The sequence below is a fragment of the Bacillus salitolerans genome, assembly GCF_042680805.1.
Classification (GTDB): domain Bacteria; phylum Bacillota; class Bacilli; order Bacillales; family SA4; genus Bacillus_CJ; species Bacillus_CJ salitolerans.
Genome location: NZ_JBHUEM010000054.1, coordinates 23,428 through 38,614 on the forward strand (window position 1 = coordinate 23,428; position 15,187 = coordinate 38,614).

The following is a 15,187-nucleotide window of genomic DNA, read 5'->3' on the forward strand; positions in this document are numbered from 1 at the left end:
TTGCTTTGCCTAAGGCTAAAAGGGGCGCCCTGAGCCTTTTGTTCTAATTAATAAATCATATCCTAAGATTTTAAAAATGTGTTAGATCGCCAATTAATACAGAAAAGAAATGCTCCTCTAGTGTAGGATTCGATCAGTTTTACTAAGCAAACGAAAAAATGGAGCATTTCAACTATTTTAATTATTTTTAGAGCAAAGAATCCAATAATCAACGATTTTTCATTGCGTTTCCACTATTTTACAAATGGTAAAAAAGCCGACAACTACGAAACGATTTTCCTTTCAGAATAGACGCATTAGACAAGATCTGGCTCTTGTCCCACTAAGTAATGGTTGAAATTTTTTGGTTGACAAAAGTTAGATTAGGATTTAAATTTTGTATTAGGGAAACTTTTTGTTATTTGTCCATAAAAATGTCACTAATAAAATTCTTTTATTCACACGAAACTAATTATTGCATATCGTATGGAGCAGAAGAAATTTTTTTACCTTAAAAGTTGCACTAGAGAAACATTTATAGCTTGAACAAAAAATGGAGGTATCGGGAAAGATGAGAAAAAGTGTATTGATTAAAATGGTCGGGGTGCTTAGTCTAGTTGTTAGTATGGTCGTTGGTTGTTCAACGCCTAATGAAACAACGGGGAACAGCGGTGAAGAAAAAATTAGAGTAACGACAACAATTGCCCAAATCAAAGACGTTGTTGAAAATGTTGGCGGAGATTTAGTTGCAGTTGACTCGTTAATGGGTCCAGGGGTTGACCCGCATCTTTATAATGCATCGCAAGGCGATATCCAAAAGCTTTCTAATGCAGATATTATTCTTTACAATGGATTGCATTTAGAGGGAAAAATGGGTGAAATCTTTGAAAAAATGGCAAAGGATAAGCCAACTGTTGCAGTAGGAGAAAGTGTCCCAAAAGAAATGCTATTATCTGATGAACAAAACCCAAAATACCATGATCCACATATTTGGTTTGATATTGATTTATGGATTTATACTGTTGAAACGATCGAAGAGGAGTTATCTAAACTATCTCCAGACCATAAGAGTACATTCAAAGAAAATGCAGATGCCTATATTGAACAATTAAAAGTAATGAAAGAATATGCTGAAGAGCAAATTGAATTGATTCCTTCAGACGCTAGAGTACTAGTAACAGCACATGACGCATTTCGTTACTTTGGAAATGCCTATGGCTTAGAAGTCCGTGGGTTACAAGGGCTTAGTACTGACTCGGAATATGGATTAAAGGATGTTCAGGATTTAGTAAAACTGTTAGTAGATAAAAAGATTAAAGCTGTATTCATAGAAACAAGTATATCTGATCGCTCGATTCAGGCGATTGTTGAGGGTGCAGCAAGTAAAGGTCATACCGTCACGATTGGTGGAGAGCTATTTAGTGACGCAATGGGTGATGAAGGAACAGAAGAAGGTACCTATCTAGGGATGTATAAGCATAATATTGACACCATTGTATCTGCACTTAAGTAAATAGAATCCACACTCGAATAGGATGAGATACTGTTCATCCGAGTTATTTTAGAGTGAGTAGAACAGGAGGTTAAAAATGGAACCAATAAAAGTTGATAACGTTACTGTAGCTTATAGAAGGAAGCCAGTTCTTCAAGATGTAAGCTTTTCTGTTCCAGAGGGGAATTTGATTGGAATAGTTGGCCCAAACGGAGCTGGTAAATCAACCTTAATTAAAGCGATATTAGGATTAGTACCTAAAGCTTCAGGAGAAGTTTCGATCTATGATAAACCTTATAAATTGCAGCGGAAATTAGTAGGGTATGTCCCGCAAAGAGGATCGGTTGATTGGGATTTTCCAACGAATGCGCTGGATGTCGTGTTAATGGGGCGGTATGGTCATATCGGTTGGTTCAAAAGACCAAGCAAGAAGGACGTTGATTTTGCACTTGAATGTCTTGATAAGGTCGGGATGAGAGAATTCGCTACTAGACAAATTAGCCAGCTGTCTGGTGGACAGCAACAACGCGTCTTTTTAGCAAGAGCCCTCGCTCAAGACGCAACAGTCTATTTTATGGATGAACCTTTTGTTGGGGTAGATGCCGCAACGGAAAAAGCCATTATCACATTATTAAATGAACTTAAATCTCAAGGTAAAACGGTTTTAGTAGTTCACCATGATTTACAGACGGTAAAGGAGTACTTTGATTGGGTATTGTTATTAAACTTACGAAAAATTGCGATTGGACCGACAGAGGAAGTTTTCACAATCGATAATTTACAAAAAACGTATGGTGGTAGACTAGCATTCCTTGAAAAAGGAAACTTTCTCGTTAAACAGGAGTAGAGGTGAGAATCATGATAGACACATTGATTCAACTATTGCAAGACCGAAACACTCAATGGGTGCTAATGGGAACACTTTTACTTGGATTAGCAAGTGGTGTGTTAGGTAGTTTCTCCTTGTTAAAAAAGCAAAGCTTAATTGGAGATGCTATGGCTCATGCAGCCTTACCAGGAATATGTTTAGTATTTATTATTACAGGTGAAAAATCTATATTAGCATTTATGGTTGGAGCTGCCCTGCTTGGACTACTAGCAAGCTATTGCATTCATGTGATCACGGAGTATTCGAGGATCAAAGAAGATACAGCGATTGGTCTCGTATTATCAGTATTTTTTGGGATAGGAATTGTGTTATTGACATTTATTGCTCAAATGAATAATGGAAATCAAACAGGATTAGACGATTTTATTTTTGGGCAGGCCGCATCATTAGTTGGTCAAGATGTTAGAATGATGATCTTCATATCCGGTAGTCTTCTTGTGGTCACATTCTTACTGTTTAAAGAATTAAAGCTCATAACCTTTGATCCTCAATTTGCAAAAGGTATTGGATTACAGGTAGGGCTGTTAAATACGTTATTAATGATATTGATTGTTGGAGCGGTTGTAATTGGTCTACAAGCTGTTGGGGTCGTTTTAATGTCAGCTATGCTCATTACTCCTGCTATTGCTGCTAGGTATTGGACAGAAAGGTTAGATTATATGGTTATCATTGCTGGAGCGATTGGTGCGTTATCAGGGGTACTTGGAACATTACTGAGTGCAGTGGCTAATCGAATGCCAACAGGTCCATTAATCATTGTGGCAGCTACCATCATCTTTATCATTTCATTAGTATTCTCACCAAAGAGAGGGCTTTTAACGAAGGTAATCCGATATTACAAAATGAGAAAACGAACGGAAAGGCAACAAGTCTTGCAAGCAATTTATGAAGCTTGTGAAAGACTTGCAACAAGGGAAGAGCCGTTCGCTTCATTTATATTACCTGATGTATTGCCTAATCAAGCTAATAAAAAGCAGCGTTTTCAAAAGTTAGTGAGGGATCGACTAGTCACAAAGGTTGAAAGCGATCATTATCGATTCACAAATACAGGGCTTAAAGAAGCTTATCAAATCGTGTTAAACAATCGATTGATGGAAGTGTATGTAATGAATGAGATGAGGTTTGCTCACTTGCAATTAAAGAGTGATCATACCCTTTCATTTCTTGATCTTCCAGAGAAAGAAAAAACGGAGCTTTTGAAGTTATTAGAGGTTTACAATATCAAACCTAAGCTCATACCTCCTGCTTTAGCACATGGTACAAACAGGTCGACTGTTGAAATGAATATTAAAAAAGTAGAAAAGAGAACAATGAACGAGGAGGGCGAGTGAATGAGCTATGATGGCTGGATTATCTTAACAGGTTCCCTAGTTGGAATATCTTGTGGAATGATTGGCTGCTTCCTAATTTTAAGGAAGATGGCCATGTTAGCTGATGCAATTAGCCATACGGTGTTACTTGGAATTGTCGGCGCATTTCTTGTTAGTCATTCACTTCAAGGAGTTAACATGCTAATTGGAGCACTAATCGTTGGGCTATTAACAGCCTATCTTGTTCAGGTGTTACATTCTAGTGGAGTTCAGTCTGATGCCGCAATAGGGGTCGTATTTACTTCTTTATTCGCAGTGGGAGTTATTCTCATTTCTCTTTTTGCAGATCAAGTTCATATTGATGCTCAGCATGCCCTTATGGGAGAGATTGCATTTGTTCCTTGGGATGTTATCACGATTAATGGAGTGGATATAGGACCAAAAGCAGTGTATTTATTGGGGAGTGTCCTGGTAATCAATCTCTTTTTAATCGGACTTTTCTACAAAGAAATTAAAGTGTGCTCTTTTGATCCGCAAATGGCTGTTGCCTTAGGTTTCCCTATTATGTTTATCCATTACTTGTTAATGGGGATGGTATCTATATCAACGGTTGCATCCTTTGATGCGGTTGGTGCTATTTTAGTTGTAGCGATGCTAATTGCACCTGGTGCAACAGCGTATTTACTGACAGATAGATTAAGTGTCATGCTAGGATTAGCTGCTGTTGTGGGAATCATTTCTGCCATACTCGGATATTACGTAGCTGTTTTGTTTAATGTATCGATTGCGGGTTCTATGGCTATGGTCGTTGGCATTATCTTTGCCTTAACCTTTGTGTTTTCACCCATTCACGGGTTGATGTCAAAGTGGATCATGCGTTATCATTTAAGAAATAAAAAATTCGACATGTAGGAGAGAAGAGAAACACGAACTCTTCTCTCTTTTAATTTTAAAGGAGAGCACGTCATGAGGATTGCAATTGCGGGGATGAGTAGCGGAGTGGGAAAAACCTCTATAACTATTGGCATGATGAAGGCATTTATAGATCGAGGGTTAACTGTTCAAGGTTTTAAATGTGGACCAGATTTTATTGATCCAAGCTTTCACACGCATGTGACAGGGCGACCTTCTCGTAATCTAGATAGCTGGTTGTTAACAGCAAGCCAATTGAACAATGTATTACAGCATGGAAGTAAAGATGCAGCTATTTCCATCATTGAAGGAGTAATGGGTTATTATGATGGAAAAGAACCTACATCTAATATAGGGAGTACAGCAGAAATCTGTCAGATAACAAATACCCCTGTTCTGCTCGTCGTCGATTGCTGGGCGGTAGCTAGAAGTGCAGCCGCGATTGTAAAAGGTTTTCAGATGATGAAGGGTGGGGAGATGATTGTTGGAGTAATTGCAAATCGTGTAGGTAGCAAGGGTCATTATTTCCTTGTGAAACAAGCCATCGAAGAAGAGTGCGGGGTACCTGTAATAGGATATTTACTTCATGATTCATCTTTTGAGATGCCTGAGCGACATCTTGGGTTAATTCCGGTAGTTGAACAAGGAAACCTTGACACCTTAATTGGAAAATTAGGACAAGCTGTCTCAGAAACAATCGATCTGGATCAAATTCTCCTCCTTGCTGAGAAAAAACAGCCTGAAGTTTCGATTAATATCTTTGAAATGATTCCCAAATTGGATATCACGATTGCTGTCGCAAGAGACGCTGCTTTTCATTTTTATTATGAGGATAATATACAACTTCTAATGGCAAGAGGAGCAAACATTGTTTACTTTTCACCTTTAAATAATGAAGAAGTTCCTCCAGGGGCAAGTGGATTGTATCTAGGCGGTGGGTTTCCCGAAGTATTTGCACGGGAACTATCCAATAATGACAGAACAAAAGCATCAATCCAACATTTGCTTGAAGAAGGAATGCCAGCTATCGCTGAGTGTGGTGGCTTTATGTACTTGGCAGAGTCCATTGAAACAGATGAGGGAGTTTTTCCAATGGTAGGTATATTTAAAGGGACTGTAAAAATGAATCATCAGCTAGTTGAGATTGGTTATAGGGAAGTAATGGGATCACCGCAAAACCCGATATTTTCAAATAGTTTGGTTAAGGGGCAGGTTTTTCATCATTCCTCCTTCACACCACTAGAATCGATAAAGCCAGCGTATGATCCAAATGGTTATCAAATTCATCAGACCATAGCTGGCTATGTTCACTTTCATTTCTTATCTTGTCCAAGGATAATTGATCGTTGGCTAGTGAACGCTCAATTATTTAAAAAAAGAAGTTAGACTCGTTTTCAAATTCCTCATAAAGATCCGTTTCTGTAAAATCGCTACTTAATTTTGACGCTGTTTCATCAACAGGTGAGAAATCACGATGCCATATATTTCCGAAAGAATCTTCAAAAAAAGGAATGTTATTGTTCACTTTTATCCTCCTCATAAAAAAATTGAAAAGAGTCTATAATCGACTCTTTTTCTTTGCCATGCATTATTTTTACCAGTGAATAATAAATCATACATAAGTTGAAAATAAATGATAATGATAATTTTTATCAATTACATTGACATAGATAATCATTCTCAATTAAAATGGTGATAATAAGAGATTGGAAATGGGAGGAATGATCAAATGAGATCATTGATGGTTGTAGGTGCTGATCATTTAGGGAATATTACTGATAAGTTATTAAATACAGGCTTTGGAGAAATCCATCATATCGATGGAAGAAAGGTTAATGCTGTAAAAAAGGGAATTCCTGAGGGAATTGATATCGTATTTGTTCTAACTGATTATGTGAATCATAATCTGGCTAAGGTTATTAAACAGAAGGCAAAGGAAAAAGATAAACCTATTTATTTCGTGAAAAGATCATGGAGTTCCATTTATCCAGTCATTGAAGGATTAAAAGTAGGAAGCTAATTTTATGAGAAATTCAATGAGCAGAAATATAATTCGCCACTCTTCCTCACAGCGTAATGAACAAAAATTCGATGCTGAACAGTACATAATCCAACACACCATTGACCAAATTATTCAACAATATTATATGGGGGATTCACGTGATACGATCCACCTTATGAAAGCCATTCAACAATGTATTGACAGGACTCCTTATTTCAAGTGTGCGACTTCCATCGTTCCTTTAGCGATAATAAGTAATCATTTATTACAGGCACTTCCAGGTGAAAAGGAAAAAAAGGTATGTGCTGTTAGTCCATCACCTCCAGTCTTTATTAGAGAATTAAAAGCTTTTATGTCAGTAAAATTGGAGATAGTAGAATGGACAGGCTCATCATTTCTCTTAAAAAAGTTTTTATGGAAGCAAGAGGACTACCAGCTATTGATTGATATCCTATCTATTTACTCTTACTATGCTTTTATTGAAAGACCGACAGATGTAGAATTTTGCTGTCTTTATACTTGTCATGTATATCGTTTTAGCCTGATTAATGTTAAAACGGCAGTAGAAAATTTATGCAGGAAACTTAAGTATGAGCCGAACCATGAAGTTATAGGTACTTTCTATTCGATAAGTAAATAGAAGCTTCAACGATGATAAGAGATTACTATCTAGGGGATCTGTTATATACTTTAATATACAATTAAATACCTCCTAAACAGAAACCACTCCGAATTGTTATGATTGGTTTTTACTAATTATGAAGAAAGTATAAAAGTTTTCAGCAATAGAATGAGCTAATGACTAGGAATCCAACTCCAGCACCCAGCCAAGATGAAATGGCGACGATCTTTGCCATTTCATCCTACTCGAGGGAAAAAGCAAAATCACTTTTTCCTTGGTCAAATAACCCTAAATGAGTAAAAGGGGAAAAACACCCTTTTCACATTTAGGGTTATTTGCTCTGCCTTAGGCTCAACGGGGAGCACTGATCCTTTTGTTCTCTCCAACCAGTTTTCCCAAACATGCAATAACAAATGATCAACCTTTGATGTTAAAAGAAGAGCTAAATAAATAAGAAAAATGGAGGAATGTTGAGAGAAGATGTATAATATGATTAAAGCGTAATCATTTTGATTTAAAAAGGGAGGATGAAACTTGAATATGGAAAATGCCATTCCCGTTTATGTGTTAAACGGCTTTCTCGGAAGTGGAAAGACGACAGTACTTATGAATATACTATCGTATTGTAAACAGAAAAATCTCAAAGCTGGAGTTATTTTAAATGAGCTTGGTGAATCGAATGTTGAGGAACATTTATTAGAAAGTGAAAAAATAGTTGAGCTTTTAAATGGGTGTATTTGTTGCACCATTCAGGATGACTTAAGATCCACGTTAGATGAGTTTTTACATACACAAAAAGAATCCCCAATAGACTTACTTCTTATTGAAGGTACAGGAGTAGCAAATCCAATAGAAGTAATTGAAGCATTAACGGATCCAACTTACATAGATACCTTTCAGTTACAATCCATAATTGGAATAGTGGATGCTAGTCAATTTTTGGATTATCAAAGTATTTTTACAAGTTCAAAGGAAGTTAGAAAACTTTTGAAAGATCAAATACAATACTCTAATTACCTTCTATTGAATAAGGTGGATTTAGTTTCTGCAAGTAAATTAGAAAAAGTAGAAAAGCTGCTCAATAAAGCTATTTCACATAATATTACGATAGTAAAAACGACTCATGCAAACTTAGATATCGAAGAACTTTTAACAGAACGATTTACAACGATTATCTCAAATGGAGAAAAACATATGTGTAATCATGGTCCTGGTGAAACCTGTAGTCATGAACATCATCAGGGGAATCATTCTGCCATAAAAGCAATCAAGCTTGAGGTACAGAAGCCCATAAATCGAATACAGCTAGAAAAGTGGCTGAATGACCTTCCAAAGGAAGTGTTTCGGGGGAAAGGGATTATTCAATTAGAGGAGTCAGCTGGTTTTTTTGATTTTCAATATGCTTCAAGACGTTTTGTAATCAAGCGTGTGAAAGATCCAAAGGTTTCATCAAGCATTGTGATAATTGGAATGGGGTTTAATGAGGAGAATCTGGTTAGTTCCTTTAATGAAATGTTTAAAAGAGCAGTTGTATAAAGAACATCTCTGTTTGAATAGGATAACAGAAACTTGCTTATCCTAACCATGAAGGAGGTGTTTCTAAAATGGCACAAGATGTATTATGTGAAGTAAGCAGCTGTGTTCACAACATAAATGGGGAGAACAAGTGCGGAGCAACTCAAATTTATGTTGTGAATCATAAAGAAAAGAGTGCTTCAAGCAGTGGAGAAACGGATTGTAAAACGTTTGAACCAGCTGATTTATAACTAGTGGAAGAGGCAACCATGACGGTGGTTGTCTCTTCATTTCTATTATTGAAAATAATTATCATTATTATTCATAAATGGTAAAGAAATTTGAAAACCACTATTTATATTTTTCAATCTTTATGAAGAAAAAAGAAAAGGATCGCAGCTTTTATGCAATTCCTATCCTAAAAGGATATGTTAGGTTTTATAATAAATTCTCGGGATTCAATCCAAATAATGTATCGACGACAAATCTGCCGTCTTTGCTTATTAATACATCATCAAAGTAGATCTCTCCGCCGCCGAACTCTGGCTTCATTAAGAGGACAATGTCCCAGTGGATGGCTGATTTATTTCCATTATCTGCTTCCTCATATGCTTCACCAAGAGCAAAATGGATGCTTCCATTAATCTTTTCATCGAATCCTATATCATTCATAATTCTGTTGATGAAAGGATTAACTCCAATTGCAAATTCACCGATGTATCTTGCACCATCGTCAGTATTCAATAATGCTTCTAATTGCTCTTTATTATCGCTTTCACAGCTAACAATTTTGCCATTCTCAAAGGTTAACTGAATGTAATTAAAGGTTTGACCACTATACATGGACCTCGTATTAAATGTAATGGTTCCACTGACTGAGTCCTTAATCGGAGCAGTAAACACTTCTCCATCAGGTAAGTTTATTTTTCCATCACATTTAATTGATTTCATATCTTTGATCGAGAAACGTAGATCGGTGTTAGGTGCGACAATTCGAACATTTTGAGTCTTATCCATGAGATCAACAAGAGCAGTCATAGCTTTTGACATATTACTATAATCCATTGTACACGTCTCATATAGGAAATCAGCATACGCGTCAGTGCTCATGCCAGCTAACTGTGCGTAGGCTTTTGTCGGATAGTTAAAAAGGACCCATTTTTTCTTTAATTGTTCGTCACTAACGGCCTTATAAGCTTGTCTGTACACGCCTCGTTTTTCAGCTGGAATATCTGCATATTCAGATGCATTGTCTTCTCCTAGAATAACGAGAACAGCATCCATTTCCTTCACTTGATTAAGTTTTAACTTCGCGTCTAACTTAAACTGTTCCTCGGTTCCCATTAGCATCATTTTTCGGTTCGTACGATAGTTGGTTGTATGTATAAATACTTGCCCTCCAGCCTTGTACACTTCATCCATGAAAGGTGACAGAATGTCAAAGTCACTAATATTTAAACCTTGAATTAATACCTTCTCACCGGGCTTTACATCCAGAGAATAATGAACAACTGTCTCGGCAAGCTTTTTTAATCGTATATCCATCATCAAATCCTCCACTATTTAGGTTCTAAATAAATAATTCGACATAAATTGCCAAAAGTCCTTTAACTATCTTTTTTATAGTTCTCCCAAATAGTATGGTTTTTTTCAGTAAAACAAGAATACTTGGAATAATATGTTAATATATAGATGGAGGCTGGTTTGTTTACTATGAAGAAAATTATAGTCATACTGTTTGTATTTATCATACTCTTTATCAGCTTTTGGTGGTCTTTTGATTATATTAGTCGAGACGGGGAATTCACAAAGTGGAGTCATTCAAGAGCAGGAAAAGAACATTTTGATGATAACAATGTTATCTACTTGGGATATAACTTTAAATGGGAGGGGATTGGAAACCCCTTACTAGTAAAGGTTGAATTTATAAAGAAGGATGGAACAATAGTAACGAAAGATGATGATGAAATTCATATTGAACCCTATATTGCAAGGACAGAAAGAATTGGTGTACTAGATGAAGAAACTGTAATGAAAGAAGGACTTAATGAAGATTTAATAAATGTTAAGGATTTTCAAGTAGACGAAGATTTTTACTTAGTACTCCGTGTTAAATTCAATGGTACTATTGCTGAAGATGATATTAATACATTAAAAATTAAGTATAAAAAATATGGGGTTACACAGTATCAAAACATTCCATTCGATGAAGGAGTGATGAAGGATGAATAAGAGTGACAATAAAGGGTGCAATAGTTGAACAGGAAAAAACTGTGTCATTACATTTTCGTTTAAACTATAAATAATGAAAATATGCTTTTTTATTTAACAAAACGTTCAGTCATTGACTGAACGTTTTGTTGTGATGAAGGCGGGTTTTAGATAGAGAAGCTACATTTATCCCGTTCCAACTGGCGCTAAGACCCCCACTTCAAATCTTTGGATGAATTAAGAAGTTTAAGTGGGGGATAAGCGCCGGTAAGAACCCGATAATATGAACACAGACTAAGATCGCCACATCCTGTGGCAACGTCTGTGTGACCCACATCATGTGGGCCTAGGCTAACAATCAGTGGAGGATGAGGAAAACCCCCACTGATTGAAGTTTCACTTTATTGACTTAGAGCTATCTTTAACGTTTCAATATTTCGCTCCATTAAACTAAAATAATCTTCGCTATTTTTCACGTTTTCGTCCGAAAGCGCCTCTAAGTTATGAAGCGTTAACGCTTCCGCATTAATTTCATTCCTAACAATCTCTGCAACTTTTGTAGAAACATTTTGTTCAAAAATGACATATTTTATGTTGTGATTTTTTGCGGTTTCAATAATAGTTCGTAAGTCTTTTTGTGAAGGTTCATTCGTAGGTGAAAGGCCCGTTACACTAATTTGCTCAATTCCATATCGTGTTTCCCAATATCCGTATGCGGCATGGGCAACTAGTATTTCCTTCTTAGGTGCATGTTCTACAGCTTCTTTGAATTTTTGATCTAATTCTTCAAGCTGTTGCTTTAATGTATCAAAATTCTCTTCGAATTCTTCTTTTGCTTCCGGTTTGAGTTCTTCTAAAGCATGTAAGATAGTATCTGCAAGTTGTAGGGCTAGTGTTGGATCTAACCATACATGTGGATCTAAATCTCCATGATTATGTGAATCATGTCCTTCTTCTTGTCCTGTAGAGTCATGCTCGTCATGGGCATGGTCATCGTGACCGGATTCACTCTCAGAGCCGTTATCATCATGAGCATGGTCATCGTGACCAGATTCACTCTCAGAGTCGTTATCATCATGAGCATGGTCACCTAAAGAAACCAACTCGATCCCCTCAGCGGCCTTCACCATTTTTACATTCTCATTTTTTAATGCATCTATTGCCGCTTCTACAAATCCTTCAATACCTGCACCGGAGTAGATAAACCCATCTGCTTTTGCAATGTCTACCATTGTTTTTGCAGTTGGTTCAAACGTATGTGCATCAACACCTGGTGGGAATACACTCACAACTTCAACATGGTCCCCTCCAATTTTCTTAGCAAAATCTTCAAGCGGGAATATAGTCGTATAAATTTTAAGTTTTGCAGAAGCATTTGATTTTGCCGATTCTTCATTTGCTCCACAACCAAATAAGAATGAACCTAAGGACAATATAAGAACAAATAATACATATATTTTTTTCATGATTTTTTCCTCTCAATCAAAATGGTTTCGATTTACAAAACATTCCTTAGCCATTATATCGTAATTATTACGATTTTAAAACTAAAAAATATCATTTTTCTACCTCCTAGTAGTTTAAATAGTAATTATTACGATTTGATAATTGTAAATATACAAGATAATGGTTTTCTTTACAAGGGATTATTAAAAAAAGGAAGAACCAGTCAAAAGAATTATAGAAATTTATCCTTAACTGGCCCATAATCAAAAAGGCGTCCTTCAAAGACAAGTTGCAATCGTTCGCATGTACGAAAATCATCGGGGGTGACAAGTGCAGGTAGCTTATCCCATAGTTTGATACCTGAACGGTGAAATATCTCTGAGACAAACTGAGAACAAAAGTAAGAGTTACTAAATTCAATGGGTTCTTTTAAAGAAACCCCAATCACACCTAAGAGGTTATACAAGAATTTACTTTTGTTCTTAATAAATACTTCGAGGACTCTCCTCATTTTCTCGACTTCACGCTCTGTTACTTCTAGTTTATAAATGACACATGTCGTATTTGGATAGCGACTGTATGTACCATGTAAAATATCTTCTTTCACAAATCCTCCAGATAGAGGGTTATTCGGCTTTTTTCTACCAAAGCTATATAGCTCACTTAGTTCTTTATCAAATGAGATAGAAGCATGATTATAGGGTGCTTTTGTATATTGTTTAATCGACCTTGTAAAAAGTGTACCTGTATCCGTTAATAAAATATAAACAGAACTTGTCAACGCAGTGGTCCTCCTTACAAATGGTTGATGTTTGGTAATTTTTCCCGCATAATGATTTTAACGATTTCAGTGGGGGAAAAAGCATGTTTGCGAGTTTACTAACGTTATCTATTATAGCACTTGGACTTTCCATTTTTAGTATAATATTTGCTGTTGTTAAAAGAAGTCAGCCGAAACGTGACTTCTCAGGCATTTCACTTCGTATTAAAACGTGGTGGGGAATGCTTGGTGTGTTTAGTCTAGCTACTTTATTCAACCCTACCGTTTCATTGCTTTCTTTGATGGTTCTTTGTTTCTTTTCTTTAAAGGAATATTTCTCAATGATTCGTACAAGAAAAGCGGATCGAAGAATTTTTCTTTGGGCATATTTATCGATACCGCTACAATTTTATTGGATTTATATTGGATGGTATGGAATGTTTATTGTCTTTATTCCCGTTTATGTTTTTTTATTTTTGCCTCTGCCAAGATTATTAGGAAAGGGCACTGCAGGTTTTTTACGGTCTGTCAGTTCTACACAGTGGGGGCTTATGCTGATGGTATTTGGATTAAGTCATCTAGCTTATTACCAACAAGCAAATTCCACGTATGGGGCTAATTTGGTGTTGTTTTTAGTGGTGTTAACCCAATTAAATGACGTCATTCAATATGTCATTTCGATGTATATCGGGAAAAGGAAAGTTGTACCTTCCTCCAATTCAAATATTACGTGGGAAGGATTCCTTATTTCCCTAGTCATTACTACGGGAGTATCGTATTCCATTTATCCTTATTTGACTCCACTAGATCAAACATTTGGGATACTCTCTGGAGTGCTGATTAGTGTTAGTGGATTTTTAGGAAGTTTAACCATTTCCGTTCTAAAGAGAGACTTGTTAATTGGTAATAAAGAGAAATTAGAACAGCTAAAAGACGCATACTTAAATAGAGTAGATAGCTTAACGTATACATCACCCGTATTCTTTCATGTGATCCGCTACTTTTTTGACTTTATGTAATGCGACTTTATCTCTTGTTTTTCTTTTCAGGTACAAGATCAATTCCACCTGGATGAAATGGGTGACACTTTACTATTCTAACGATTGTTAAATAACCACCTTTAAGAGCACCATGTTTACTAACTGCTTCTATCCCATAGTGAGAGCAGGTTGGGTAAAATCTGCAGCTAGGTGGTTTTAAAGGTGAAATAAATTTCTGATAAAAACGTATGATAAGAATAAAGATTTTTTTTATCATATGGCTCCTCCATTACATATGGTAATTCTGAGTATTTCAATCAAAATTAATGAAAAAAGATTCAATTCAAGTTATTATTAGTATAGAAGATTTTTAAGGAGTGATAAACATGCCTTCAGTAGAAAGTTTTGAATTAGATCATGATGCAGTAGTTGCACCTTACGTAAGACACTGTGGTGTTCATAAAGTAGGTAGTGATGGGTTAGTTAATAAATATGATATTCGTTTTTGCCAACCAAACAAGCAAGCGATGAACCCTGATGCGATTCATACGTTGGAGCATTTATTAGCATTTAATATCCGTAAGCACGCTGAGAAATACGATCATTTTGATATTATTGATGTATCTCCAATGGGTTGCCAAACAGGCTTTTATCTTGTAGTCAGTGGTGAGCCAACCGTAACAGAAATCATTGACTTATTAGAAGATACAATGAAAGAAGCGGTGGAAATTACAGAAATTCCAGCAGCAAATGAAAAGCAATGCGGGCAAGCAAAGCTACATGACCTAGAGGGTGCGAAGCGTCTAATGAATTTCTGGTTACAACAAACGAAGGAAGACCTTCATAAAGTATTTGGATAATGTTGATCAACCATTATCTATAAGAATAAATGTAAAGGATAGTTAGTCTATTTTAAAGGCTGATTATCCTTTTTTATTTACATTCGATGTTTTAGAGATTAAATCCGAGGATTAGTAGAGTATGTTCCAGAACGATAAGACATTCGGCCTATTTTATATGATTTTTCTTATAACTGTGAGTGAAAAAAGGAGTTTGGCCGGTATAGTCG

General features: G+C 36.1%; 17 protein-coding genes. 12 read left to right on the forward strand and 5 right to left on the reverse strand.

Annotated elements, in window-relative coordinates:
• Window positions 1-550 precede the first annotated feature (550 nt).
• The 5 genes from ACFSCX_RS22095 to ACFSCX_RS22115 all read left to right on the forward strand — a co-directional run bounded on the left by ACFSCX_RS22095 (window position 551) and on the right by ACFSCX_RS22115 (window position 5,968).
• The gene (locus tag ACFSCX_RS22095; protein ID WP_377930413.1) at window positions 551-1,492 is read left to right on the forward strand and encodes a metal ABC transporter solute-binding protein, Zn/Mn family; all 942 of its coding nucleotides are present in this window, start codon (window positions 551-553) and stop codon (window positions 1,490-1,492) included.
• Between the two features lie 76 nt (window positions 1,493-1,568).
• Complete coding sequence (locus tag ACFSCX_RS22100) at window positions 1,569-2,318, forward strand: metal ABC transporter ATP-binding protein (RefSeq protein ID WP_377930414.1); 750 nt, start codon at window positions 1,569-1,571, stop codon at window positions 2,316-2,318.
• An 11-nt stretch (window positions 2,319-2,329) separates the two neighbouring features.
• Window positions 2,330-3,691 carry a metal ABC transporter permease gene (locus ACFSCX_RS22105; protein WP_377930415.1) on the forward strand — a complete coding sequence of 454 codons (1,362 nt, stop codon included), beginning with the start codon at window positions 2,330-2,332 and terminating at the stop codon, window positions 3,689-3,691.
• Window positions 3,692-4,582, forward strand: a complete 891-nt coding sequence (locus tag ACFSCX_RS22110) for a metal ABC transporter permease (protein WP_377930416.1) — start codon at window positions 3,692-3,694, stop codon at window positions 4,580-4,582.
• A 54-nt stretch (window positions 4,583-4,636) separates the two neighbouring features.
• Entirely contained in the window at window positions 4,637-5,968 is a 1,332-nt protein-coding gene (locus ACFSCX_RS22115) for a cobyrinate a,c-diamide synthase (protein ID WP_377930417.1), read from the forward strand.
• Here ACFSCX_RS22115 and ACFSCX_RS22120 read toward each other — a convergent pair.
• The gene (locus ACFSCX_RS22120; RefSeq protein ID WP_377930418.1) at window positions 5,952-6,107 is read right to left on the reverse strand and encodes a hypothetical protein; all 156 of its coding nucleotides are present in this window, start codon (window positions 6,105-6,107) and stop codon (window positions 5,952-5,954) included. The two genes, ACFSCX_RS22115 and ACFSCX_RS22120, sit on opposite strands and share 17 nt — an antisense overlap.
• A gap of 204 nt (window positions 6,108-6,311) precedes the next feature.
• Between ACFSCX_RS22120 and ACFSCX_RS22125 the strand changes: the two genes are divergently transcribed.
• The 4 genes from ACFSCX_RS22125 (at window position 6,312) to ACFSCX_RS22140 (ending at window position 8,972) form a co-directional block, all read left to right on the forward strand.
• On the forward strand, window positions 6,312-6,602 hold the full coding sequence (locus ACFSCX_RS22125; RefSeq protein WP_377930419.1) for a DUF2325 domain-containing protein: 291 nt from the start codon (window positions 6,312-6,314) through the stop codon (window positions 6,600-6,602).
• Window positions 6,603-6,618: 16 nt separating this feature from the next.
• On the forward strand, window positions 6,619-7,224 hold the full coding sequence (locus ACFSCX_RS22130) for a hypothetical protein (RefSeq protein ID WP_377930420.1): 606 nt from the start codon (window positions 6,619-6,621) through the stop codon (window positions 7,222-7,224).
• A 522-nt stretch (window positions 7,225-7,746) separates the two neighbouring features.
• Window positions 7,747-8,742, forward strand: coding sequence for a CobW family GTP-binding protein (locus ACFSCX_RS22135; RefSeq protein WP_377930642.1), 996 nt, complete (start codon window positions 7,747-7,749; stop codon window positions 8,740-8,742).
• A gap of 68 nt (window positions 8,743-8,810) precedes the next feature.
• Window positions 8,811-8,972 (forward strand): DUF1540 domain-containing protein, encoded by a 162-nt coding sequence (locus tag ACFSCX_RS22140; RefSeq protein ID WP_377930421.1) that lies wholly within the window; start codon window positions 8,811-8,813, stop codon window positions 8,970-8,972.
• 187 nt (window positions 8,973-9,159) lie between these two features.
• Here the strand turns inward: ACFSCX_RS22140 and ACFSCX_RS22145 are convergent, their stop codons facing one another.
• Window positions 9,160-10,266: an aminopeptidase gene (locus tag ACFSCX_RS22145; RefSeq protein ID WP_377930422.1), complete on the reverse strand. Its 1,107-nt coding sequence runs from the start codon at window positions 10,264-10,266 to the stop codon at window positions 9,160-9,162.
• 168 nt (window positions 10,267-10,434) lie between these two features.
• Here ACFSCX_RS22145 and ACFSCX_RS22150 point away from each other — a divergent pair, with 168 nt between their 5' ends.
• On the forward strand, window positions 10,435-10,953 hold the full coding sequence (locus ACFSCX_RS22150; RefSeq protein ID WP_377930423.1) for a hypothetical protein: 519 nt from the start codon (window positions 10,435-10,437) through the stop codon (window positions 10,951-10,953).
• Window positions 10,954-11,333: 380 nt separating this feature from the next.
• On the opposite strand, the gene ACFSCX_RS22155 is transcribed toward ACFSCX_RS22150, so the two are convergent.
• Together ACFSCX_RS22155 and ACFSCX_RS22160 are read right to left on the reverse strand one after the other, a co-directional pair.
• Window positions 11,334-12,398, reverse strand: coding sequence for a metal ABC transporter solute-binding protein, Zn/Mn family (locus ACFSCX_RS22155; RefSeq protein WP_377930424.1), 1,065 nt, complete (start codon window positions 12,396-12,398; stop codon window positions 11,334-11,336).
• A 212-nt stretch (window positions 12,399-12,610) separates the two neighbouring features.
• Window positions 12,611-13,159, reverse strand: coding sequence for a hypothetical protein (locus tag ACFSCX_RS22160; protein ID WP_377930425.1), 549 nt, complete (start codon window positions 13,157-13,159; stop codon window positions 12,611-12,613).
• Window positions 13,160-13,242: 83 nt separating this feature from the next.
• On the opposite strand from ACFSCX_RS22160, the gene ACFSCX_RS22165 reads away from it, so the two are divergent.
• Window positions 13,243-14,157, forward strand: a complete 915-nt coding sequence (locus ACFSCX_RS22165) for a phosphatidate cytidylyltransferase (protein WP_377930426.1) — start codon at window positions 13,243-13,245, stop codon at window positions 14,155-14,157.
• Window positions 14,158-14,164: 7 nt separating this feature from the next.
• On the opposite strand, the gene yidD is transcribed toward ACFSCX_RS22165, so the two are convergent.
• Window positions 14,165-14,392: a membrane protein insertion efficiency factor YidD gene (gene yidD, locus ACFSCX_RS22170; protein ID WP_377930643.1), complete on the reverse strand. Its 228-nt coding sequence runs from the start codon at window positions 14,390-14,392 to the stop codon at window positions 14,165-14,167.
• Between the two features lie 112 nt (window positions 14,393-14,504).
• Here yidD and ACFSCX_RS22175 point away from each other — a divergent pair, with 112 nt between their 5' ends.
• A complete protein-coding gene (locus tag ACFSCX_RS22175) occupies window positions 14,505-14,978 on the forward strand; it encodes an S-ribosylhomocysteine lyase (RefSeq protein ID WP_377930427.1) in 474 nt (157 codons plus the stop codon).
• The last annotated feature ends 209 nt before the right edge of the window (window positions 14,979-15,187 follow it).

What these genes read in the sequence shown, in the direction of transcription:
- ACFSCX_RS22095 (WP_377930413.1), top strand. Translation starts at nt 551, where the DNA reads ATGAGAAAAAGTGTATTGATTAAAATGGTCGGGGTGCTTAGTCTAGTT.
- ACFSCX_RS22100 (WP_377930414.1), top strand. Translation starts at nt 1,569, where the DNA reads ATGGAACCAATAAAAGTTGATAACGTTACTGTAGCTTATAGAAGGAAG.
- ACFSCX_RS22105 (WP_377930415.1), top strand. Translation starts at nt 2,330, where the DNA reads ATGATAGACACATTGATTCAACTATTGCAAGACCGAAACACTCAATGG.
- ACFSCX_RS22110 (WP_377930416.1), top strand. Translation starts at nt 3,692, where the DNA reads ATGAGCTATGATGGCTGGATTATCTTAACAGGTTCCCTAGTTGGAATA.
- ACFSCX_RS22115 (WP_377930417.1), top strand. Translation starts at nt 4,637, where the DNA reads ATGAGGATTGCAATTGCGGGGATGAGTAGCGGAGTGGGAAAAACCTCT.
- ACFSCX_RS22125 (WP_377930419.1), top strand. Translation starts at nt 6,312, where the DNA reads ATGAGATCATTGATGGTTGTAGGTGCTGATCATTTAGGGAATATTACT.
- ACFSCX_RS22130 (WP_377930420.1), top strand. Translation starts at nt 6,619, where the DNA reads ATGAGCAGAAATATAATTCGCCACTCTTCCTCACAGCGTAATGAACAA.
- ACFSCX_RS22135 (WP_377930642.1), top strand. Translation starts at nt 7,747, where the DNA reads ATGGAAAATGCCATTCCCGTTTATGTGTTAAACGGCTTTCTCGGAAGT.
- ACFSCX_RS22140 (WP_377930421.1), top strand. Translation starts at nt 8,811, where the DNA reads ATGGCACAAGATGTATTATGTGAAGTAAGCAGCTGTGTTCACAACATA.
- ACFSCX_RS22145 (WP_377930422.1), bottom strand. Translation starts at nt 10,266, where the DNA reads ATGGATATACGATTAAAAAAGCTTGCCGAGACAGTTGTTCATTATTCT.
- ACFSCX_RS22150 (WP_377930423.1), top strand. Translation starts at nt 10,435, where the DNA reads ATGAAGAAAATTATAGTCATACTGTTTGTATTTATCATACTCTTTATC.
- ACFSCX_RS22155 (WP_377930424.1), bottom strand. Translation starts at nt 12,398, where the DNA reads ATGAAAAAAATATATGTATTATTTGTTCTTATATTGTCCTTAGGTTCA.
- ACFSCX_RS22165 (WP_377930426.1), top strand. Translation starts at nt 13,243, where the DNA reads ATGTTTGCGAGTTTACTAACGTTATCTATTATAGCACTTGGACTTTCC.
- ACFSCX_RS22175 (WP_377930427.1), top strand. Translation starts at nt 14,505, where the DNA reads ATGCCTTCAGTAGAAAGTTTTGAATTAGATCATGATGCAGTAGTTGCA.